Raw genomic sequence first — 21,712 nt, 5'->3', positions numbered from 1 at the left:
TTAAATTAACGCAACTTCGGCGTCTCACAAACCACATCCCCATTCTGCCCCCGATGCCTCAACGCATGGTCGATCAGCACCAGCGCCAGCATCGCCTCCGCGATCGGCGTGGCGCGAATGCCGACGCAGGGATCATGCCGCCCCTCGGTGGAAACTTTCACCGCATTGCCATCCTTGTCGATGGAATTACGTTCGAGCCGGATGCTGGAGGTCGGCTTGATGGCGTAGTGCGCCACCACGTCCTGCCCGGTGGAAATGCCGCCGAGGATGCCGCCCGCGTTGTTGGACAGGAAACCGTCCGGGGTGAATTCGTCGCCGTGTTCGCTGCCGCGCTGCGTGACGCACGCGAATCCCGCGCCGATCTCCACGCCCTTCACCGCGTTGATGCTCATCAGCGCATGCGCGATGTCGGCATCCAGGCGGTCGAACACCGGCTCGCCCCAGCCCACCGGCACGTTATGCGCCACCACCGCGAGCCTCGCGCCGATGGAGTCGCCCGATTTGCGCAGCGCATCCATGTATTCTTCCAGGCGCGGGACATAGCTGGCATCGGCGACGAAGAAGCTGTTGCCGGATGCGTTCACGTCGCTCCAGTCCTTGAACGGAACCTTGATCTCGCCGAGTTGCGCCAGGTAGCCGCGCACCACGACGCCGTAGCGCTGGTTCAGCCATTTCCTGGCAATGGCGCCGGCAGCCACCCGCGCCGCCGTCTCGCGCGCCGAAGCGCGGCCGCCACCGCGGTGGTCGCGGATGCCGAATTTCTGCCAGTAGGTGTAATCGGCGTGGCCGGGGCGGAAGGTGTCGGCGATGTTGCCGTAATCCTTGCTGCGCTGGTCTTCGTTGCGGATGATCATTGCAATGGGGGTACCGGTGGTCTTGCCTTCGAACACGCCGGAGAGGATCTCCACCGTGTCGGTCTCGCGGCGCTGCGTGACATGGCGCGAGGTGCCGGGGCGGCGGCGGTCCAGGTCGGGCTGAACGTCGGCTTCGCTCAGTTCCAGTCCGGGCGGGCATCCGTCCACGATGCAGCCGATCGCCTTGCCGTGCGATTCGCCGAAAGTGGTGACGCTGAAGAGGGTACCGAAAGTGTTTCCAGACATGGCGTCGTCTCGCTTAATTGATGGGGCAAGTTTAACATAGCGCCCCCGACAGAACGGAGAGGCGATTCATGCGTTTCGACCAGCCCAACTCAAACGGCGCCGCATCTTCATCATGGCCGAGCCGGTAAAGTGTACATAGACACCCACTGCCACCTGGACGCCGCCGAATTCGGCGGCGCGCAAGACGCACTGGTGCAAGCCGCATACGCGGCGGGCGTACAGCGCATCGTCGTGCCGTCGGTGGCGCGCGGCAATTTCGATACGGTGCGTGCACTGTGCGAACGATACCCTGGCTGCGCGCCGGCCTACGGCATCCACCCGATGTACACGGACGATGCCGGCCCCGGCGACCTGGCAACCTTGCGCGCCTGCCTGCAGCGCCATGCGGCCGTCGCCGTCGGCGAGATCGGCCTGGACTTCTTCATCGACCACTACGACCGCGAACGGCAGGAATATTTTTTCGTCGAACAACTGAGGCTGGCGAAAGAATTCGACCTGCCCGTGCTGCTGCACATCCGCCGTGCACAGGACAGCATCCTCAAGCACCTGCGCCAGATCAGGGTGCGCGGCGGCATCGCCCACGCCTTCAACGGCAGCCGCCAGCAGGCGGACGAATTCATCAAGCTCGGCTTCAAGCTCGGCTTCGGCGGCGCGATGACCTATTCGCGCGCCACCCGGCTGCGCGAACTCGCCGCCACCCTGCCGCTGGACAGCATCGTGCTGGAGACCGATGCGCCGGACATCCCGCCGGATTTCCTCGAACGCGGACAGCCGAACAAGCCGGAATACCTGCCGCGCATCGCCGCGACGCTGGCGCAATTGCGCGGGATGCAGGCGGAGGAGATTGCGCGCATCACCACGGAGAATGTATCGTCCGTACTTCCGCAACTCGCCCCGCCCACATCCGCAACATGAACCAGCATCCGCTCGACGACAGCCATGACCGCCGCTTCGGCGGCCTCGACCGCCTCTACGGCGAAGGTGCGCGCATGGCGCTGCACCGCAGCCGCGTGGCGGTGGTGGGCGTCGGCGGAGTGGGTTCGTGGGCGGTCGAAGCGCTGGCGCGCAGCGGCATCGGCAACATCACGCTGATCGATTTCGACCAGATCGCGGTGTCGAACGTGAACCGCCAGATCCAGGCGCTGGACAGCACGCTGGGCGAAGCGAAGGTGCTGGCGCTGCAATCGCGCATCCGCGACATCAATCCCGATTGCCGGGTGACGGCCATCGAGGAATTCCTGAGCGGGGAGAATCTGTCGCAGCTGATCCCGGCCGGGGGATTCGATGCGGTGATCGATGCCTGCGACGAGGCCAGGGTCAAGGCGGCACTGATCGCCCATGCGCGCTTCAACAAGATCAGGCTGGTGGTGTGCGGCGCCGCCGGCGGCAAGTGCGACCCGCTCAAGCTGCGGCGGGATGACCTGGCACATGCCACCCACGATGCCCTGCTGGCGCGCATCCGCAACCTGCTGAAGAAATCGCTCGACATCCAGCCGCGCAAGAACGGCAAGTTCGGCGTGACCTGCATCTACCTGGAAGAGCCGTCCCGGCGCAATGCGTCCTGTTCGACCAGCGACCTGAGCTGCTCCGGCTACGGCTCGGCGGTCACCGTCACCGCGGCCATGGGCCTTGCGGCGGCGGCATGGTGCCTGGACAGGTTGCTGGCGCAGCACGCCGCATCGCCGGGTTGATCACACCACCTCCCACGCCTCGATCCCGCCGGGAACCACCCTGAACGACGGGTGGACCAGTGCGGCTTCAGGCTGCGGCAACCTTGCGCAGGCTGCCGGGTCGCGCACATCGAGCTTGGCTTTCAGGTGCGCCAGCTCATAGGCGAGCTGCCCCGTCGTCACCTTGATTTGTTTCGCCGCACCGTGCGGCGCGATCTTGCCGGCATCGAAGCGGTAACCGCGCCGCGCCGCTTCGCGCTGCACCTCGGCCAGATACGCGGCGATCGCCGCCGCAGGATCGCCGCAAGCCTTGAAGCGGTGCAGCTGCGGATGGTTGCGGTACCCCCGGGTGTTGCCTGCCAGCACCTTTTGCGCCAGCAGGCCCTCGCGCCACAGGGCGACCAGCCCCTTGGCATCGAGATACTGCGGATGCAGCGACCACAGACGCATGTTTATTCTCCTGTCGATCTTCGGCCGAACCTGGCCAGCACCTCGTAATGCGCGCCCTGCGCACCGGACAGCGACTGCACCAGCACGAAATCGTGCACCGGCCAGCGCACGGCGGGCATGGGCGGCAGATCGGCGTCGCTCCGTTTCGCATTGCGCAACAGGGTGACGTGCGGCTTGTATGGCCGTTGCTCGAAATGGAAGCCATGCCTGCGCAGGCCATGCTCCAGCCCTCCCGCCAATGCGGCCAGCGCTGCAGGGACTGCCGCCGGCGTCGCATAGACGATATGGTTATGCCCCCAGTAATGCGCCGTCGCCAGCTGCAGGTCGAACCTGCGGAAGTCCGCTTCCTGCGCCGCGAGGCACGCTGCCTGCAGGCGGTGTTCCGCCACTTCGCCGAGGAATACCAGGGTGAGGTGCAGGGTATCCGGGCGCATGATCCGGCCGCCGCACAATTCGCGCAGCGGCGGCTGCCACGCAGCGAGCGCGGCACGCTCCGCGGCGCCCGGCCAGAGCGCAAAGAACAGCCGCCGTTTTTGTTGCTGGATCGCAGACATGCGGGAATGCTAACTCCATACCCCGTTCGGGGTCGAGCAATGCCGCATGATGCGGTAGAATGCATCCCTTGCTGAACTGCGAAACATCATGACCGCACGCTTGCGCGAAATCCCTTACAACTACACCTCTTTCTCCGACCGCGAGATCGTGCTGCGCCTCTTGGGCAGCGAGGCATGGGACATCATCAACACCTTGCGCAAGGAGCGCCGCACCGGGCGCTCGGCACAGATGCTGTACGAAGTGCTCGGCGACATCTGGGTGATCATCCGCAACCCGTATCTGGAAGACGACCTGCTCGCCAACCGCAAGCGGCGCGAAGCCCTGATCGGCGCATTGCGCCATCGCCTGGGCGCCATCGAGGCCCGGCGCCAGGACATCGACCACGCCGCCGCTGAAACGGAAAGCGGGCGCACCCGGAAAGTGAAGCGCCTGCTCGATCTCGCCCATGCCGCTGTCGACCAGTTCGCAGCCGGGTTCGAACACACGCTGCAGCTGCGCAAGCGCGTACTGCGCAGCCTGAGCCGCATCACCCGCAAGGACAACATCCAGTTCGACGGGCTGGCGCGCGTCTCGCATGTGACCGACGCCACCGACTGGCGCGTGGAATATCCGTTCGTGGTGCTGAACCCGGACAGCGAAGAAGAGATCGCTCCGCTGGTACGCTCCTGCATCGAGCTCGGCCTGACGCTGATCCCGCGCGGCGGCGGCACCGGCTATACCGGCGGCGCGATCCCGCTCACCAAACTGTCCGCCGTCATCAACACCGAGAAGCTGGATGCGCTGTCGCCGGTCGAATACCTGACGCTGCCGGGCCTGAGCGCCCCCTACGCCACCATCCACTGCGGCGCCGGCGTGGTGACCCGCCGCGTGATGGAAGCGGCGGAAACCGCCAAGCTGGTGTTCGCGGTCGACCCGACTTCGGCCGACGCCTCCTGCATCGGCGGCAATGTGGCGATGAACGCGGGCGGCAAAAAGGCCGTGCTGTGGGGCACGGCGCTGGACAACCTGGTCTCGTGGAAGATGGTCACGCCGGACGGGCTGTGGATGCTGGTTGAGCGGCTCGACCACAACCTCGGCAAGATCCACGATGCCGCGGAAGCGCGTTTCCGCATCTCGCGCTTCGAAGCCGACGGCAAGACCCCCCACGGCGAGCCGGAGATCCTGACCATCCCCGGCGGCAGTTTCCGCAAGACAGGCTTGGGCAAGGACGTCACCGACAAATTCCTCTCCGGCCTGCCCGGCATCCAGAAGGAAGGCTGCGACGGCATCATCACCTCGGCACGCTTCATCCTGCACCGCGAGCACCAGTTCACGCGCACCGTGTGCCTGGAATTCTTCGGCCAGGTGCACGAGGCGGTCCCGGCCATCGTGGAGATCACCTCGATGTTCAACGGCCGCAGCGTCACCGCTGCGCCGGTGTTGCTGGCGGGACTGGAGCACCTGGACGAGCGCTACCTGAAGGCGGTGGGCTACGCCACCAAATCCAAGCGCGGCACGCGCCCGAAGATGGTGCTGGTCGCCGACGTGGTGAGCGACGACGAACGTGCGGCGGGCGAAGCGGCATCCGAGATCGTGCGCCTGGCCAACCTGCGCCACGGCGAAGGCTTCATCGCCGTGTCGGCCGAAGCGCGCAAGAAATTCTGGCTGGACCGCGCCCGCACCGCCGCCATCGCGAAACACACCAACGCGTTCAAGATCAATGAGGACGTGGTGATCCCGCTGCCGCGCATGGGCGATTACTGCGACGGCGTGGAGCGCATCAACATCGAGCTGTCGCTCGACAACAAGATCAGGCTGCTGGACGCACTGGATGAATTCTTCGCGGGCGAACTGCCGCTGCGCTATCAGGATGATGCGCAGCTAGGCGATGCGGAACTGCTAGGCAACCGCCCGCAACTAGCGCGCGAACTGCTGGCCACAGTGCGCAAACGCTGGCACTGGCTACTGAACAATCTGGACGAATATGCTGCAGCCGCGACGCTTCACGGCCTCAGCTCTGCTCAACCCTTGAGTAAAGACGCCACCGTTTTCCAGGAAGTGCAAAGCCACAATCTGCGTGCTTCGTGGAAGCGCGAACTGCGCGAACCGCTGCGCCATATCTTCAGCGGCAGCACCTACCTGCCCATCCTCGAACAATGCGATGCCACCCACCAGCGCGTGCTGAAAAGCCGCGTGTTCGTGGCGCTGCACATGCACGCCGGCGACGGCAACGTGCACACCAACATCCCGGTCAACTCCGACGACTATGCCATGCTGCAGCAGGCCTACGGCGCGGTGGATCGCATCATGAAGCTGGCCAAGGACCTGGGCGGCGTGATCTCCGGCGAGCACGGCATCGGCATCACCAAATTCGACTTCCTCGAACAGCAGGAAGTCGCGCCCTTCGTCGCCTACAAGCAGAAGGTCGATCCGCACGGGCATTTCAACAAGGGCAAGCTGTTGCCCGGCAGCAACCTGGAGCACGCCTACACGCCCAGCTTCAACCTGATGGAGCTGGAAAGCCTGATCCTGGAAAAGAGCGAGCTGGGCGACATCTCCGATTCGATCAAGGACTGCCTGCGCTGCGGCAAGTGCAAGCCGGTGTGCACCACGCATGTGCCGCGCGCCAACCTGCTCTACTCGCCGCGCAACAAGATCCTGGCCACCTCGCTGCTGATCGAGGCCTTCCTGTACGAGGAACAGACGCGGCGCGGCATCTCCATCGCCCACTTCGACGAGTTCAACGATGTGGCCGATCACTGCACCGTTTGCCACAAATGCCTCAAGCCCTGTCCGGTGGACATCGATTTCGGCGACGTGTCGGTGGCGATGCGCAACTTCCTGCGCAAGCAGGGGCAAAGGAATTTCAGCCCGGTCACCGCCGCCTCCATGCTGTACCTGAACAGCACCGACCCGGTCACCATCAAGCTTCTGCGCAAGGTGATGATCGAGTGGGCCTACAAGGCACAGCGCTTCGGCTACCGTATCGCCAGGCACCTCGGGCTGTTCCGCCAGCAGGTGGCGCATCCGCCGGCCACCGTGGGCAAGCCGCCGATCCAGGCCAAGGTGATCCACTTCGTCAACAAGCCGATGCCGGGCGGACTGCCGAAGAAGACCTCGCGCGCGCTGCTCGACATCGAGGACAACACCATCGTGCCGGTGATCCGCAACCCGCGCAAGGTGAGCGAGGAATCCGAGGCGGTGTTCTATTTCCCCGGCTGCGGCTCGGAGCGCCTGTTCGGCCAGGTGGGCCTGGCAACGCAGGCGATGCTGTACGAGATCGGCACGATCACCGTGCTGCCGCCCGGCTACCTGTGCTGCGGCTATCCGCAGACCTCAGCCGGCTTCGAGGACAAGGGCAACCAGATCACCACCGACAACCGCGTGCTGTTCCACCGCGTGGCCAATACGCTGAACTACCTGGACATCAAGACGGTGATCGTATCCTGCGGCACCTGCATGGACCAGCTGCTGAAATACCAGTTCGAGAAGATCTTCCCCGGCTGCCGCCTGCTCGACATCCACGAATACCTGCTGGAAAAAGGTGTCAGGCTGCAGGGCGTGCAGGGCACCCGCTACATGTATCACGACCCCTGCCACTCGCCGATGAAGACCTATGCCCCGCTCAAGGTGGCGAGCGAATTGATGGCAGCGCCGGTGGCGCTGAACGACCGCTGCTGCGGCGAGGCCGGCACTTTCGGCACGAGCGTGCCGCATATCGCCACCCAGGTGCGCTTCCGCAAGGAAGAAGAGATGCGCAAGGGTGCGGATGCCCTGCGCGCCGACGGCTTCGGGGGCGAGGTGAAGATCCTCACCTCCTGCCCGGCCTGCCAGCAAGGCCTGAGCCGTTACGCCGACGATGCCGGCACCACCACCGATTACATCGTGGTGGAGATGGCCAAACATCTGCTCGGCCCGGCCTGGCTGGAAGACTATGTGGCGAACGCCAACAATGGCGGTATCGAACGCGTGCTGCTATAGGAGTGAACATGCTGCCCCTGGAACCGACCGACGACCTTGCCAAACCCGCCTTCAAGGATGCGTCCTCGTGCACCGGATGGCTGAGCCAGTTTCAGCTGACCAATCTGACGCTGGCGCACGGCACGCTGCGCACCCAGCTGGACGAGTTCAACCGCTTCCCCCTGCGCGGCAAGGACCGCCTGCAGACGCTGGAAGTGCTGCGCGAGACCGTCAGCACGGTGCAAGGCGATTTCGCCAAGAAGCTGGCCAGCAAGAAACTCCCGCTCACCGACGATGAATTCACCACGCTCATCGCCCTGCGCAGCCTGTGGCAGAGCATGCTGAACGGCTATCTGCGCTGCCAGCAATCGCTGGAGCACGGCGATTCGTCGCTCGCCGCCGAGGCCGCACTGCTGTCGCACCGCTGCCTGCTGTACGGCAGCCTGCAGATCGGCGATTTCCTGCGCGCCGGCTACGAACCGGACGGAGAAACCTGGCTGGATTTCCACACCCTGTATGCGCATGCCGAGGAACAGGAATTGCAGCTGACCGAGGTTGCCGACAAATTCAATCGCTCCGGTCATGCCACTTCCTGCCGCACGCTTTACGTCAAGACGCTGCTGCTGCACCGCGCGAGGCTGCTCGGCCTGTCGCGCAGCCAGTGGCATATCGTCGACCGCTGGCTGGATATCTGGGGAGATACGCTCTCCATCGATTCGCGTTGCAGCATGAGCCGGGAGGACGCGCCACCGCTGGCGGTCGACCTGGCCGGAACGCGCGGGCTGGTTCCCATACAGCACGCGACGTCGGCCGACAGCATGCGCTTCCTGGCGATGGTCCCGCTGTCCAAGCTGATCCGCGTCAAGACCATCCTGCTGCAGCAGGGCCAGTCTCCGCAGCAGAACGAGCTGGGCGACGAGCTGAACAGCAAGGATTGCATCGACCTGCTGAAACGATTGCATGCCTGCTGGTGCGAGCATCGTGCCGAATCGCTGGCCGATGAGCCGCGCGCAGCCCCCGCTGCACAGCTGTGCAACGGCCTCGAAAGCATCTATTCGCATATCGCGCGCAAACCGTTCAAACAGGCGCTCAACCTCGACATCGCCAACAAGGAGGCACAGCGGCAGATCGAGACCTTCGGCCGCGTGCTCGACCAGACCGACCGCCACAACCTGGAAGAGCTGGGTTTCCTGGTGGACGAATGGATGGTGGAGGAAGACAGCCTGCTGCACGGCCGCCTGCTGCGCAAAACGAGCTCGAACGTGCGTCTCGGCGTGAACCAGATCGTCTGCGTGCACAGGCCGGAAGAGGCGACCTACAAGGTGGGCATCACCACCCTGGTCAGCGTCACGCGCGGCGGCCAGCTGTATATTGGCGTGCGCTACCTGCCCGGCAACCCGCAGGCGGTGATCGTGCGCGGCGGCAGCAGCGGCAACCTGCTTTCCGGTGCGGCGGCGGCGCTGGTGCTGCCGGAGATGGCAAACCTGCGCATCCCTTCCAGCATGATTATCCCGCGCGACTGGTTCCATGCCGGCCGCCCGCTCGAGATCGCCATCCGCGACAACCTGCGGCAGAACGTGACGCTGGGCATCAGCGTGGACAAGGGTGTCGATTTCGAGCGCGTGAGCTTCCTGCTCAAGAACTAGCGGCGGCGGCTCCGGCCAGGCGGCGCCTGGCCGGGAACACGATGCTGAACGTGCTGCCCTTGCCTTCCTCGCTGATGATATTCAGTTGCGCCTGGTGGCGGATGACGATGTGCTTGACGATGGCCAGCCCCAGCCCGGTGCCGCCGGTCTCGCGCGAGCGGCTGCGGTCCACCCGATAAAAACGTTCGGTGAGCCGCGAGATGTGTTGCGGGGCGATGCCGATGCCGCTGTCCCGGACGCTGAACACCGTGTGTCCGTCGGGCTGTTCCGACCAGCACACCACGATCTCCCCGCCCGGCGGGGTATAGCGGATGGCATTGGTGACCAGGTTGCCGAAGGCACTGTGCAATTCGTCGGCGCTGCCGCTGAGCCGGGCCTCGCTGTCCACCTTCAGCTGGATCCTGTGCTGCCCGTTGCTCAACGAACGCCCTTCCTCATACAGCGTACGCAGCAGTTTCGGTATGTCCACTTCTTCTTCGTGCAGGGTGTTCTGCTCGTTCTCCAGCCGCGACAGGGTCAGCAGGTCGTTCACCAGGCTTTCCATGCGCGAGGTCTGGTTGCCCATCAGCTGCAGGGCGCGGCGCGCCATGTCGTTCTCCAGGTTGGGCATGTCCTGCATGGTCTCGACGAAACCGTTGACCACGGTCAGCGGGGTGCGCAATTCGTGCGAGACGTTGGCGACGAAATCGCGGCGCATGGTCTCGATGCGCTCCAGGTGGGTGATGTCGCGGCTGATCAGCAGCCGCTTGCTGCTGCCATAGGCAATCATCTTGATGGAGAGCACGAGGTCGTCGTGCCGTGCGCCGCGTAGCACCAGCGGTTCGGTGAAGTTGTTCTTCTCCAGATAGCCCACGAACTCGGGCTGGCGCGCCAGGTAGGTGATCTGCTGGCCGATGTCGCGTTCGCTGTCGAGGCCGAAATGGTGTTCGGCCAACGGGTTGCACCATTCGATGCGGTCGGCTTCATCCAGGATCACCACCCCTTCGGGCAGCGCCGAGGTGGCCTGCTCCATCTGGTGCAGCGCATCGGCATGCTGCTCGCGTTCCTTGCGGCGCTGCTTGGTCAGCTTGTTGAGTTTCGAGAAGACATCCTCCCACAAGGCGGTGCCGTCCGGCACTTCCTGCCCGTCGGGGTCGGACACCCAGCGGTCGAAAGCGGCGAGGTTGCGCAGGTGCGTATACAGCCGCAGGGCCAGGCCGGCAGCCAGGAAGAGCGCGGCGGGGAACGCGCCAGCCGTCACCCAGACGAACAGGGTGACCAGGACCAGGAAGAATGGATAGACCAGCGCGCGCCGCCAGAAATCGCTCACAGCGAGACCTCAACAATTGACTGGCAGCATTATACGGGGGACGCTCTCCGGGTGGTTCGACGCAGTGTCATTCCCTGGAGAACCGGTAGCCGCTGCCGCGCACCGTCTGCACCAGGCAGTCCAGACCGGAAGGTTCCAGCGCCTGGCGCAGGCGGCGGATATGGACATCCACGGTACGCTCCTCGACGAACACATGATCGCCCCAGACCTGGTCGAGCAGCTGCGCGCGGCTGTAGACGCGCTCGACGTGGGTCATGAAGAAATGCAGCAGGCGGAATTCGGTGGGCCCCAGATCGACGTTCTGGCCGTTGGCGCTGACGCGATGGGTGGTCGGCGACAGCTCCACCCCTTCCACCCGCACCGTCTCGTCGCTCATCTGCGGCGCGCGACGGCGCAATACGGCACGGATGCGCGCCATCAGTTCGCGCGGCGAAAAGGGTTTGGTGATGTAATCGTCGGCACCGGATTCCAGGCCCAGTATCTTGTCGCGCTCGTCGGTGCGCGCGGTGAGCATGATGATGGGGATGTCGCGCGTGCGCGAATCGGCGCGCAGACGGCGCGCCATCTCGACGCCGGAAGTGCCGGGCAGCATCCAGTCGAGCAGGATGAGGTCGGGCAAGGCGCGGTTGATCTCGGCCAGCGCGGTGGGCACGTCGTACGCCTGGATGGCGCGAAAGCCGCATTGCGCCACGTTGAATGCCAGCAGTTCCTGGATCGCCGGCTCGTCTTCCACCAGCAGAATGTTCGCGGTCGTCATCTTCTCTCCATCGGTCTCATTTCATCTGGCTGCGATGGTATGAAAGAATTATGACAGTAACATGACAGTTCGTCTTAATGTTCCTGCTGGCGTTGCGGGTGGTGATGCGGGTGTTCCGCCACATGCTCGGTATGGCTGGCCGCCAGGTGATGCAGGCCGGCATGGTCGGGTTCCTGCGGCAGCGGGCGGGCAACGATGCTGGGCACCAGGGAGCCGATGACCATGCCGACGGCACTGGCAATGACCCCGGCGAACTGCGCCGGGAAGAACGGGTCTTCCGGCCCGAAGACCAGGATGGACAGCCATACCGACAGCCCGCAGAAGATGGCTGTCAGCGCTCCCTGGGTGGTGGAGCGCTTCCAGAACAGGCCGGCCACCAGCGGCACGAACGCCATGACCAGCGTTATCTGGTAGGCGCTCTCCACCATCTTGAAGATGCTGGCCTTGGAGTTCATCGCGTACAGCGTGACGATCACGGTGAATGCCAGCGTCACGCCGCGCATGGTATGCAGCATGCTGCGATCCGACAGCCGGTGGCCGATCATCGGCTTCAGGATGTTCTCGCTGAAGGTGACGGAAGGGGCCAGCAAAGTCGCCGACGCGCAACTCTTGATGGCGGAAAGCAGCGCACCGAAGAACATCACCTGGGCGAACAGGTGCACCTCGGGCCGCAGGATCAGTTGCGGCAGGATCATCTGCGGGTCGGTATCGATCAGGCCGTTCACCATTTTGGGATCGATCAGCGTGGCCGAATAGGCCAGGAACATCGGCACGAAGGCGAACAGGAAATACAGGCCACCGCCCATCACCGAGCCCCAGATGGCGATCTTCTCGGTCTTGGCCGACTGCACCCGCTGGAACACGTCCTGCTGCGGGATCGAACCGAACATCATGGTGATCCACGCGGCGAAGAAGCCGATCACTTCTTTTGCGTCCAGCGCCGGCCAGAACTCGAACTTGCCCGCCTGCACCGCATGACTGACCACCGTGCCGACGCCGCCGACCTCGCCGCTGATCTCGTAACCGATGAACAGCATGCCGATGACGATGATGATCATCTGGATGAAATCGGTGATCGCCACCGCCCACATGCCGCCGAAAAAAGTGTAGACGAGGATGGTGCCGGAACCGATCCACATACCCATGACCTTGCTGATGTCGCCGCCGGACACCACGTTGAACACCAGGCCAAGCGCGGTGATCTGCGCACCCACCCAGCCCAGGTAGGAGATCACGATGGCAATGGTGGTCAATATCTCGACGCTGCGGCCAAACTTCTTCTTGTAGAAATCGCCTATGGTCAGCAGGTTCATGCGGTACAGCGGCGCGGCGAAGAACAGCCCGACCAGGATCAGGCACATGGATGCGCCGAACGGATCGGCGACCACGCCATGCAGTCCTTCCTTCAGGAAAGTCGCCGGGATGCCCAGCACCGTCTCCGAGCCGAACCAGGTGGCGAACACCGTGGCGGTGACCATGTAGAACGGCAGATGGCGTCCGGCGATGGCGAAATCGCGGGTGTTATGCACGCGCGTGGCGGCATACAGGCCGATGCCGACCGAAATGACCCAATAGGCGATGACAAACCACAACAGCATGAGAGTTTCCTGCGACTGAACGATGCTGCCTATTTTAGCAGCGTTCCCCGGCGACCGGCGGGGCGCCTACTTGAACGTCTCGAACGAAGCGGCGAGTCCGGCAGACCATGCATTGCGGTAATACTGGGCGACATTGTTGTTGTAGCCGCTCTGCCCCCACAGCACGATGGGGACGCCGAGGAAGTCGCTCAGCGGCGTGAAGCCGAATTCGGCGCGGACGGTGTTCCATCGGGCCACATTGAGGTAACCAGTGGTATAGGACAGGGATGCGCCCTTGAACCAGTCGCGGCGGAACTCGAAATTCATCTTGAGGCGCAATCCGTCGACCTGGCCGATACGGGTGATCGCACGCGGCCCCTCCCATGTGTAGTATTCCTCGCTCGTCCGCTGGAACAGGCCGTGGTGCAGGAAATACTTCACCTCGGCATCCAGCGAATCGAGGCCGTGGCTATGCATCTGCAGATGGCGCTTGTATCCCAGGTAGTCCCAGCCGCGGCTGACATAATCCTGTGCGATCTCGGGCGTGCCGTAGCTCGCCACCGCGCTGTTGAACAATGCCTGCGAGTCGACGGATTGCCCGTTCGATTCGTGCGCATAGCCGACGTCGTAATAGTCCAGGCCGTTATCGTCCGACCACAGGCTCTTCCCCGCCGTACCCGACTCGTAAAAGCGCAGGAACAGCTTGGGGTTGAGCCGCTTGGTGACGACCGGCGCGGAATGACGGTCGAAGTACTGTCCCATCCTGCCGGTGAAGGCAATGAAAGGCAGCATGTTGAACTTGTAGCCTTGCTCCAGGGTATCGAACAGCAGCGGGTAGCGCATGGACAGCGTGAAGTCCATGTACGCATTGCGCTCGTAACTGTCCCGCGTCATGCCCAGCAGGGTGGGTTCGTCGGATGCCAGCAGCGGCATCGAACGCAGCGGCCGCTCGGGCACTTCGGAATTGGTCTCTGCGCCCTGGCCGGCCAGCGGCAGCAGCAATGTACCCAGCAACGCCAGTTCAGCAATACGACGCATGGATGACCCAGTCCTTTCCCTCATGCACTTACCCGGGTTGCCAGCCCCAAAGCGCGGATGCGCGCTGCGAACGCTTCCAGGCGTTCTGCAGGCAACGCGCTCAGGCGCGGCGCTTCCGGCTGCAACGAAGGCCGCGCCAGACCGTAGAGCAGCACGCCTTGCGGCCTGATGCCGTCGCGCAGGCAGGCGCCGAGAAAATCCAGGTAGTCGTCTTCGTCCTGCCGCTCCGGTGCGCTGCCGTCCAGCGCGAACCAGCAAGTCTGCAGCCAGGTATCCGGGCAACAGGCGACAGCCGTGGCGAGGTTCTGCCGCAGCTTGTCCACGGTCATCCGGGTGTCGTTGACCAGCGCCATGCCCGCCTCGCTGGCGCGGTCCAGTTTGAACCACACTTCGCCGTTGAGCTGCGCCATGCGGCGCAATCCCTGCTGCACGTTGTCGCGCTGCATCAGGCTGCCGTTGGTGATCAGCACCAGCTTCAAAGCGGCCGGCTTGTGCCTGGCGATCAGCTCGATGACCTCGGCGAATTCCTGAGCGCTGGTCGGTTCGCCGTTGCCGGACAGCGCGATGTCGTTGATGCGCCGCGCTTCCGGCGGCACGCGCAGCATGAAGTCGCCGTGCTGCAATTCGTGCAGGAATCCGCCCAGCTCTTTCTCCAGCAAGCCCAGATCGACCGGCGGGGCCGTACCGCGGGTGAGGTCGGGCACCTGGCAGTAGATGCAGCGCCAGTTGCAGGCATTGTTCGGATTGAGGTTGATGCCGATGGAGACGCCGCCGGCGCGGCGCGAAACGACCGGATAGACATAACGCAATCCGGCGCTGTCGCGACTGTGGTCGGTGATGCTCAGGATATCTTCGGTCAAGATTTTACCAATGGCAGGTATTGGGCCGGATCCACCGGCTTGCCGAATTTGCGGATCTCGAAATGCAGCTCGACCTGGCTGGCATCGGTGTTGCCCATCTCGGCGATCTTCTGCCCCTTGCTCACGTTCTGGCCCTCTTTCACCAGGATCTGGTCGTTGTGCGCATAGGCGCTGAGATAGGTCTTGTTGTGCTTGATGATGATCAGCTTGCCGTAACCGCGCAGCCCGCTGCCGCTGTAGACCACCTTGCCGGCCGCACTGGCCACCACCGCCTGGCCGCGCACGCCGACGATGTCGACCCCTTTGCGGTTGTCGCTCTCGGAGAATCCGGCAACCAGCTTGCCCTTGGTCGGCATGCCCCACTCCAGCGGCTCTTCGTCATCCACCGCACGGGCCGGCACTGCCGCCGGCCTCGCCGGTGCCGCTTCGGCGACCGCCGGGGCAGTCGCCGCCGAGGCCGGTTCGTACTGCAGGCGCTCCGCTTGCGCCAGGGCGCTCTCGGTATAGGCCAGCTTGCCCACCTTGGGATAGCTCTTGGTCGCGCCCGGTTCCGGCGGCACCTGCGAAGCCATCACCGGCCTGGGTTCTTCCCTGCGCGCGGAGTCGGCGGTCTGGATATGCAGCTGCAACACCTGCCCGATCTTGATCGCTGCGGGGTTGTCGAGATGGTTCCAGTCCGCCACATCGCGGTAGTCCACGCCGTGCAGGAAAGCGATGCTGTAGAGCGTGTCGCCCTTCTGCACCACATAGATCCGGGTGACGGTCTGGTTGTCCGAATCCATCACCGGCACAGGTTTTTTCGCGGCCGATGGCGGCGCGGTCCTGGCCGGTTTCTTGTCCGCGCCGTATTCCATGACGGGCGCACGGCGGCCGTTCGGCGCCGGCGATCCGCAACCCGTCGCCACCAGGGCAGCCAACGCCAATGCCCCACACAGCAGAATCTGTCTGTTCATGCTTTCCCCATCACCAGCGGTACGAACTTCACGGCTTCCAGGCGGCTTTCGCGGAAGCCGTTCTCATCGCGCTCGATCAGGTACAGATATTGTTCCTGCGTCCCCATCGGCAGCACCATTCTACCACCGACCGCCAGCTGCTCCCGCAGCGCGGCGGACAGCGCGGGCGCGGCGCACGCCATGATGATGCCGTCGAACGGGCCGGCATCCGGCAAGCCGGCGGTGCCATCCGCATAACGCAGACTGACGTTGAACATCTTCAGTTCGCGCAGCGTCTTCCTGGCGCGCTCGTACAGCGGCTGGATACGCTCGACCGAATAGACCTCCTTCGCCACCTTCGCCAGCACTGCGGCCTGGTAGCCGCAGCCGGTGCCGATCTCCAGCACGCGATTGAGCTGCCTGCCGTTGCGCAGCACTTCGGTCATGCGCGCCACGATATAGGGTTGCGAGATGGTCTGCCCGTGCCCGATGGGCAGCGACACATCGTCGTATGCGCGCGATGCCAGCGCTTCGTCGATGAAGATGTGGCGCGGAATCTCGCTCATCGCCGCCAGCACCGTTTCGTCCTGGATGCCCTCGGCGCGCAACCGCTCGATCAGGCGGCCGCGCGTGCGCGCCGAAGTCATGCCGATGCCGGCGTGGCGCAGGTTCACTGCCGCCCCCCGCCCGCAGCCAGCCACGAACGCACCGCATCCAGCTGGCTGTATTGCGTAAGATCGATCTGCAGCGGCGTGATCGAGACGCGATCCTGCGAGGTCGCATGGAAATCCGTCCCTGCGCCGGCGTCCTGCGCTTTGCCCGCCGCGCCCACCCAGTACACCGGCTGGCCGTGCGGGTTGCTGCTCTTGATCACCGGTTCGGCCTTGTGCCGCTTGCCCAGGCGCGTGACTTCCATGCCCTGCAGGCGTTCATGGGGCACATCGGGAACGTTCACGTTGAGCAGCCAGGGATGCGAGTTGGCCTGCGTCATGAAACGCTGCACCAGCTCCACCGCCACTTTTCCCGCCGTATCGTAGTGCTCCGGGTTGTGTCTGTCCATGGAGATGGCGATGGCCGGGATGCCGAGCAGGAAACCCTCGGTTGCGGCGGCCACCGTGCCGGAATAGATGGTGTCGTCGCCCATGTTGGCGCCCGAGTTGATGCCGGACACCACGATGTCCGGCTGCGTATCCAGCATGCCGGTCACCGCCAGGTGCACGCAATCGGTCGGCGTACCGTCGACGTAGTAGAAACCGCTCGCCGCCTGGCGCAGGTTGAGCGGACGGCTCAGGGTGAGGGAGTTGCTCGCGCCGCTGCGGTCGCGCTCCGGGGCCACCACGACCACCTCGGCGATCGCGGAAAGATGCCGGGCAAGGCAGGCGAGTCCCGGCGCAAAATAGCCGTCGTCGTTACTGAGCAGGATACGCATAAGGCAGATCGGGATCGAAGATGGAAGCGGGCAAAGTCGGTGTCATGGTCGTTGGCGATCGGTCCGGCGCATCTGGCGCGAACCGCGGAAGCGGATGTTAGCTGCCTTTTCCGTTTGCATCCAGCCCGTTGTGGCGTTCATGCCAGCCACTCGAAGCCGATCTGCTCGAAATCCTCGCCCTCCGCCAGCAGATTCAGCAGCTTCAGTTCGCGGCTGTTTTCGCCCATCAGCGCCTGATAATAGTTGCCCGGCACAAACGCCCCGGGTTCCAGCAGCAGGGTGGCGTTGCGGTAGCTGTTTTGCGCGTCGGGCAGGACGATGGCCGGCAGGTAGGTGTACTGGAACGAGCCGGAACTGGTCTCCCAGTTGGAGGCTTTCTCCGCCCCTTTGCCGAGCGCGCGCAGCCAGATCGAGAGCGGCTTCTTGGCGACGATGGCGATGACCAGGTGCACGACGCCCTGCGCATCGGTGTGGATACGGCGGATCGTGCCGACCCACCAGAGCGGGTTGTTCTGTGTCCTGATGCCGCACAGGTCGCCGATTTTGACCCAGGTTCCCTCGCTCTTCGCCAGCCTGATGCCGATCTCGTCGACGCTGATGTCGGTGACCGTCCAGGCCTCGGCGCTGTAATCCACCGCGCCGTCCGCAGCCAGGCCGATCCGTCCGGCCTGCTCGCCGGCCCCGGCGGAGGCGGCCAGTTCGATGCGGGTCACCATCTGGCTGACCAGGCGGAAACCGTGGATCACATCGACCTTGCTATCGATGCCGCGATGGTCCTGATGGCGCAACGGCGGTTGCCGCGCCCACCAGGTCAGCAGGTGCTTGAGTACGGTCAGCTTGCCCGAGGGGGTGAATTCGCTGCCGAAGCGGCGCTCCTGCCAGACCGGATCGTCTTCGTTCTGTTTTTCGATCTTCTCCACCGCCGGCACGGCGCGCACCGCACCGAAATAGCGGCTGTCCGGTGTGGCCGCTCCGTCGGTCCGGCACGGCGCGACAGCGGCGGCAAGATCGAAACGGTAGGGACAGTCGGCATCCGCCTCGCGCCTGAGATCGAAGAAGCTCGCCAGGCGGCCGGCAATGCGGTAGCTCACCTCGATCTGGTCGGGAGCAAGTTCGTCGGGAGCGGAAACGTACAGCAGCAATGCATGCAGCAGCTCGCGTTGCGGGCTGACATGGATGACATGGCCCGCGTACGGCAACACCATGCTCTCGGCGATCTGTTCGGATTCGACGAAGCGCTGGCACGCCGCCAGCTGCTGCCACACGGCAGGCTCGGCATCGAGATAGCGCATCAGTTCCAGTTTCAGCTGTTCGCCGATGGCGCGCGCCCACCTGACGCAGATCAGCGGCAGTTGCTGCCTGAGCTCGGAAGCTTTGCTCTTTGCCGCCCGATATTCGTCGATGCTTGCGGCATACGCCCCGGCCAGCGCCTTGGCATAAGCGTGCACGCCCTGCCACAGGTGCACGCCCTTGAAGTCCTGCAGGTGCGGCGCGCCGAGATACTGGTGCAGCAACTCCGTATGCAGCGGCAACGCGGTCTCGTCCAGCAGCAGGATGATGGCGATGCGCACCTCGGGATGGAAACCGCTGGTGGTCTTGATCGAGTCCAGCCAGAAGGTGATGTCTTCCAGCGCCTTGTAACGATCGTCTTCCGGCAACTCCGCGATCAGGCGCCTGGCTTCGTCCAGGTCGAACAGGGGGTGGTCCGGTTTCGCTTCAAACAGACTGAACATGGTTCGACCTTCTGCCGGTTAAACAGTGGGCCACATTATATTCAGGATAGCGCCTGCGTTGTCGCCGCTTTGCGCGGGCAAGGAATTACAGGTGCGCCTCGAACTCCGCCGCTGGGACCGGCCTGCCGAACAGGTAGCCCTGGAACACCACGCAACCGTACTGCTCCAGCAGCTCCAGCTGGGCCGCCGTCTCGACGCCCTCAGCGATCACCTCCAGGTCGAAGTTGTGCGCCATGTCGATGATCGTCTTCACCATCACGGCATCGCTGCTGTCCACCGTCATGTCGCGCACGAAACCCTGGTCGATCTTGATCTGGTCGAGTGGCAGGCGCTTCAGGTAGGACAGGGAAGAATAGCCCGTGCCGAAGTCGTCCAGCGACAGCGAGATGCCGAGTTCGCTGCGCAGCGCATGCATCTTCGCGGTGATGACACCTATCTCCTCCAGCGCGATGCTTTCGGTCAATTCCAGCTTGAGGCGCGCCGGCTGGATGCCGTGTTTCCGGATCACAGCCGCGACCTGCTCGACGAAACCGGGCTGCTTGAATTGGCGTGCACTGATGTTGACCGCCAGTACCAGTTGGCGCGTCCGTTCGTGATGGCTCCAGGCAGCGATCTGCCGACAGGCCTCGTCCAGCACCCAATGCCCGATGTCGAGGATCAGCGAGCTCTCCTCGGCAAAGGGGATGAATTGCGCCGGCGGCACCATTCCGCGCAGCGGGTGCATCCAGCGCACCAGCGCCTCGGCACCGACCGGGCGGCGGTCGCGGTCGACCTGGACCTGGTAGTACAGCTGCAATTGCCCTTCGTGGATGGCTTGGCGCAGATCCGATTCCAGCGTGGCGATCGCCTCCACCGAGCGCTGCATCCGCGGATCGAAGAAGCGCACGGCATTGCGCCCCGCCTCCTTGGCCTGATACATCGCCATGTCGGCCTGCTTGATCAACTCTTCCGCCGACTCGCCGTTGCCGTGTATCAGGCTGACGCCGATGCTGGGCGAGCTGTGATGCACCTTGTCGTGCAGCTGGTAGGGGCTGGACAGGCTGGCGCGTATCTTCTCGGCGATTTGCGCTGCCGCCTGCGTGGCATCCTTGATGTCTGCACCCAGATTCTCCAGCAGCACCACGAACTCGTCGCCGCCGATGCGCGCCACCGTGTCCACTTCGCGCACGCAGGATTTGATGCGCCAGGCCACCTCGACCAGCAGCATGTCGCCATAGGCGTGGCCGAGGGTGTCGTTCAGCGTCTTGAACCTGTCCAGGTCGAGGAACATCAGCGCGCCGCAATCCCGGTTGCGCTTGTTGGCGGCAAGCGCATGCGCGAGCCGGTCGTTCAGCAGGCGGCGGTTGGGCAGGCAGGTCAGCGCGTCGTAATTGGCCTGCCAGAAGATCAGCTCGTCCTTCTGTTTCTTCTCGGTGATGTCGGAAAATTGCGCCACATGGCGGTATACGCTGCCATCGGAGCGGCGCAGGATGCTGATATGCGCCATCTTGACGTAGATCTCGCCGGTCTTGCGCTTGTCCCAGATCTCTCCCTGCCAGTGTCCCTCGTTCAGGATGGCCTGCCACATGTGGCGGTAGAATTCCTGGTCATGCTTGCCGGACTGCATGATCCGGGGATTCTTGCCCCTCACCTCCTCCAGCGTATAACCGGTGATGCGGGTGAACGCCGGGTTCACGTCCACGATCAGGTTGTTCTCGTCGGTGACCATGATCGCATCGGCATTCGATTGATAGATCGACGCCGCCAGTTTCATCGACCGCTCCGAACTGGAAAGCGCTTCGGACATCTGGTTGAACGCCAGACCGAGCTTGCCGATCTCGTCCTGCTCGCCCGGCTCCAGCCTGATCGGCACGAACTGCTCCATGCTGCCGCTGAGCTGCATCGATTCCATGGTCGACTGCAGCTTGACGAGCGGCCGCATGAACTTCTGGATCAGCCAGTTGATGGCGAAGAACAGCAGGATCTGCAGCAGGATGTGCCCCAATATCAGCATGTTCTTGGCATGCCTGATGTTGTTCAGTTCGCCGGTCAGGTCGATGGTGATGCTGGCGGCACCGTTCACCGATCCGGCTTGCACATGGTGGCAGTTCAGGCAGTTGGTGCCGCGGAAATAGGTGCTGGCGATGAATGGCACCACGGCCCGCAGCTTCAGCATGCCGCGCTCTTCGCTCAGTTCGAACTGCGGCTTCTTCGATTCGATGGCGCGACGATCCATGTCGTCCCTGATCTGCTCTTCCGGCAGGCCGGGGCCGAACTGATCCTGCACCTGTTTGGCGCGGATGATGCGCAGTTCGCTCACGTTCTCCGATGCGCCCATCTTCTTGATGAACAGCCGGCGGTTCTCCGGATCGGTGATCATGCCCGTGACCATCAGCATGTTCATGCCGTTGATCACCCCGTCGGCCGAGATCTCGGCACGCCGTTCGGCTTCATCCAGGATGCCCTCATTGAACAGGTTGATGACCCAGAAGTGGGCGACGAACAGGACAACGACCAGCATCCCCTGGATGAGGATGCTGAGCTTGGTGCCGATCCCGAGAGATCTCCACCAGTTTTTCATGGCGTGTCCGCCATCGAATTGCCCTTTGTCAGTCTGGCCATTTTCCCGACCTGGATCGTGATGTTTTTTACCGGATTGCCATCGCGGATCGCGCCTTTTTTCCGCATATCATGAAAAGAGAATACACCACCTTCTGCAATTCGCGCACAAGGCCCCC

At 63.9% G+C, this 21,712-nt stretch carries 17 protein-coding genes; 4 read left to right on the top strand and 13 right to left on the bottom strand.

Annotated features, from left to right (window positions below; all coding sequences use genetic code 11):
- Positions 1-5: 5 nt before the first annotated feature.
- Positions 6-1,100, bottom strand: a complete 1,095-nt coding sequence (aroC, locus tag L6418_RS01210) for a chorismate synthase (protein WP_237247666.1) — start codon at positions 1,098-1,100, stop codon at positions 6-8.
- A gap of 129 nt (positions 1,101-1,229) precedes the next feature.
- Between aroC and L6418_RS01205 the strand changes: the two genes are divergently transcribed.
- On the top strand, positions 1,230-2,015 hold the full coding sequence (locus tag L6418_RS01205; protein WP_237247665.1) for a TatD family hydrolase: 786 nt from the start codon (positions 1,230-1,232) through the stop codon (positions 2,013-2,015).
- A complete protein-coding gene (locus L6418_RS01200) occupies positions 2,012-2,791 on the top strand; it encodes a ThiF family adenylyltransferase (RefSeq protein WP_237247664.1) in 780 nt (259 codons plus the stop codon). Before L6418_RS01205 ends, L6418_RS01200 begins: the two co-directional genes overlap by 4 nt.
- Here L6418_RS01200 and L6418_RS01195 read toward each other — a convergent pair whose 3' ends face one another.
- The gene (locus tag L6418_RS01195; protein ID WP_237247663.1) at positions 2,792-3,220 is read right to left on the bottom strand and encodes a pyrimidine dimer DNA glycosylase/endonuclease V; all 429 of its coding nucleotides are present in this window, start codon (positions 3,218-3,220) and stop codon (positions 2,792-2,794) included. It lies immediately after the preceding gene.
- Positions 3,221-3,222: 2 nt separating this feature from the next.
- Positions 3,223-3,774: an RNA 2',3'-cyclic phosphodiesterase gene (gene thpR / locus L6418_RS01190; protein WP_237247662.1), complete on the bottom strand. Its 552-nt coding sequence runs from the start codon at positions 3,772-3,774 to the stop codon at positions 3,223-3,225.
- Between the two features lie 88 nt (positions 3,775-3,862).
- Between thpR and L6418_RS01185 the strand changes: the two genes are divergently transcribed.
- Positions 3,863-7,735 (top strand): DUF3683 domain-containing protein, encoded by a 3,873-nt coding sequence (locus L6418_RS01185; RefSeq protein WP_237247661.1) that lies wholly within the window; start codon positions 3,863-3,865, stop codon positions 7,733-7,735.
- 8 nt (positions 7,736-7,743) lie between these two features.
- The gene (locus tag L6418_RS01180) at positions 7,744-9,360 is read left to right on the top strand and encodes a hypothetical protein (RefSeq protein WP_237247660.1); all 1,617 of its coding nucleotides are present in this window, start codon (positions 7,744-7,746) and stop codon (positions 9,358-9,360) included.
- Here L6418_RS01180 and phoR read toward each other — a convergent pair.
- The 10 genes from phoR to L6418_RS01130 all read right to left on the bottom strand — a co-directional run bounded on the left by phoR (position 9,350) and on the right by L6418_RS01130 (position 21,555).
- Positions 9,350-10,669, bottom strand: a complete 1,320-nt coding sequence (gene phoR, locus L6418_RS01175) for a phosphate regulon sensor histidine kinase PhoR (RefSeq protein WP_237247659.1) — start codon at positions 10,667-10,669, stop codon at positions 9,350-9,352. The genes L6418_RS01180 and phoR overlap by 11 nt on opposite strands.
- A 67-nt stretch (positions 10,670-10,736) precedes the next feature.
- Positions 10,737-11,426 (bottom strand): phosphate regulon transcriptional regulator PhoB, encoded by a 690-nt coding sequence (gene phoB, locus L6418_RS01170; protein WP_237247658.1) that lies wholly within the window; start codon positions 11,424-11,426, stop codon positions 10,737-10,739.
- 74 nt (positions 11,427-11,500) lie between these two features.
- Complete coding sequence (locus L6418_RS01165; protein WP_237247657.1) at positions 11,501-13,024, bottom strand: sodium:solute symporter family protein; 1,524 nt, start codon at positions 13,022-13,024, stop codon at positions 11,501-11,503.
- A gap of 66 nt (positions 13,025-13,090) precedes the next feature.
- Positions 13,091-14,041 carry a hypothetical protein gene (locus L6418_RS01160; protein WP_237247656.1) on the bottom strand — a complete coding sequence of 317 codons (951 nt, stop codon included), beginning with the start codon at positions 14,039-14,041 and terminating at the stop codon, positions 13,091-13,093.
- A 20-nt stretch (positions 14,042-14,061) separates the two neighbouring features.
- A complete protein-coding gene (locus L6418_RS01155) occupies positions 14,062-14,901 on the bottom strand; it encodes a radical SAM protein (protein ID WP_237247655.1) in 840 nt (279 codons plus the stop codon).
- Positions 14,898-15,854 (bottom strand): peptidoglycan DD-metalloendopeptidase family protein, encoded by a 957-nt coding sequence (locus L6418_RS01150; RefSeq protein WP_237247654.1) that lies wholly within the window; start codon positions 15,852-15,854, stop codon positions 14,898-14,900. The genes L6418_RS01155 and L6418_RS01150 overlap by 4 nt, the downstream gene beginning before the upstream one ends.
- A complete protein-coding gene (locus tag L6418_RS01145; protein ID WP_237248750.1) occupies positions 15,851-16,480 on the bottom strand; it encodes a protein-L-isoaspartate(D-aspartate) O-methyltransferase in 630 nt (209 codons plus the stop codon). Before L6418_RS01145 ends, L6418_RS01150 begins: the two co-directional genes overlap by 4 nt.
- Positions 16,481-16,503: 23 nt before the next feature.
- Complete coding sequence (gene surE, locus L6418_RS01140; RefSeq protein WP_237247653.1) at positions 16,504-17,262, bottom strand: 5'/3'-nucleotidase SurE; 759 nt, start codon at positions 17,260-17,262, stop codon at positions 16,504-16,506.
- A 137-nt stretch (positions 17,263-17,399) separates the two neighbouring features.
- Positions 17,400-18,995 (bottom strand): hypothetical protein, encoded by a 1,596-nt coding sequence (locus L6418_RS01135; RefSeq protein WP_237247652.1) that lies wholly within the window; start codon positions 18,993-18,995, stop codon positions 17,400-17,402.
- Positions 18,996-19,080: 85 nt separating this feature from the next.
- The gene (locus tag L6418_RS01130; protein ID WP_237247651.1) at positions 19,081-21,555 is read right to left on the bottom strand and encodes an EAL domain-containing protein; all 2,475 of its coding nucleotides are present in this window, start codon (positions 21,553-21,555) and stop codon (positions 19,081-19,083) included.
- Positions 21,556-21,712 lie beyond the last annotated feature (157 nt).

This window comes from Sideroxyarcus emersonii (assembly GCF_021654335.1).
Lineage (GTDB): Bacteria > Pseudomonadota > Gammaproteobacteria > Burkholderiales > Gallionellaceae > Sideroxyarcus > Sideroxyarcus emersonii.
Note: the sequence above shows the minus strand (reverse complement) of the source record. Positions and strands in the feature narration are given on the sequence as shown.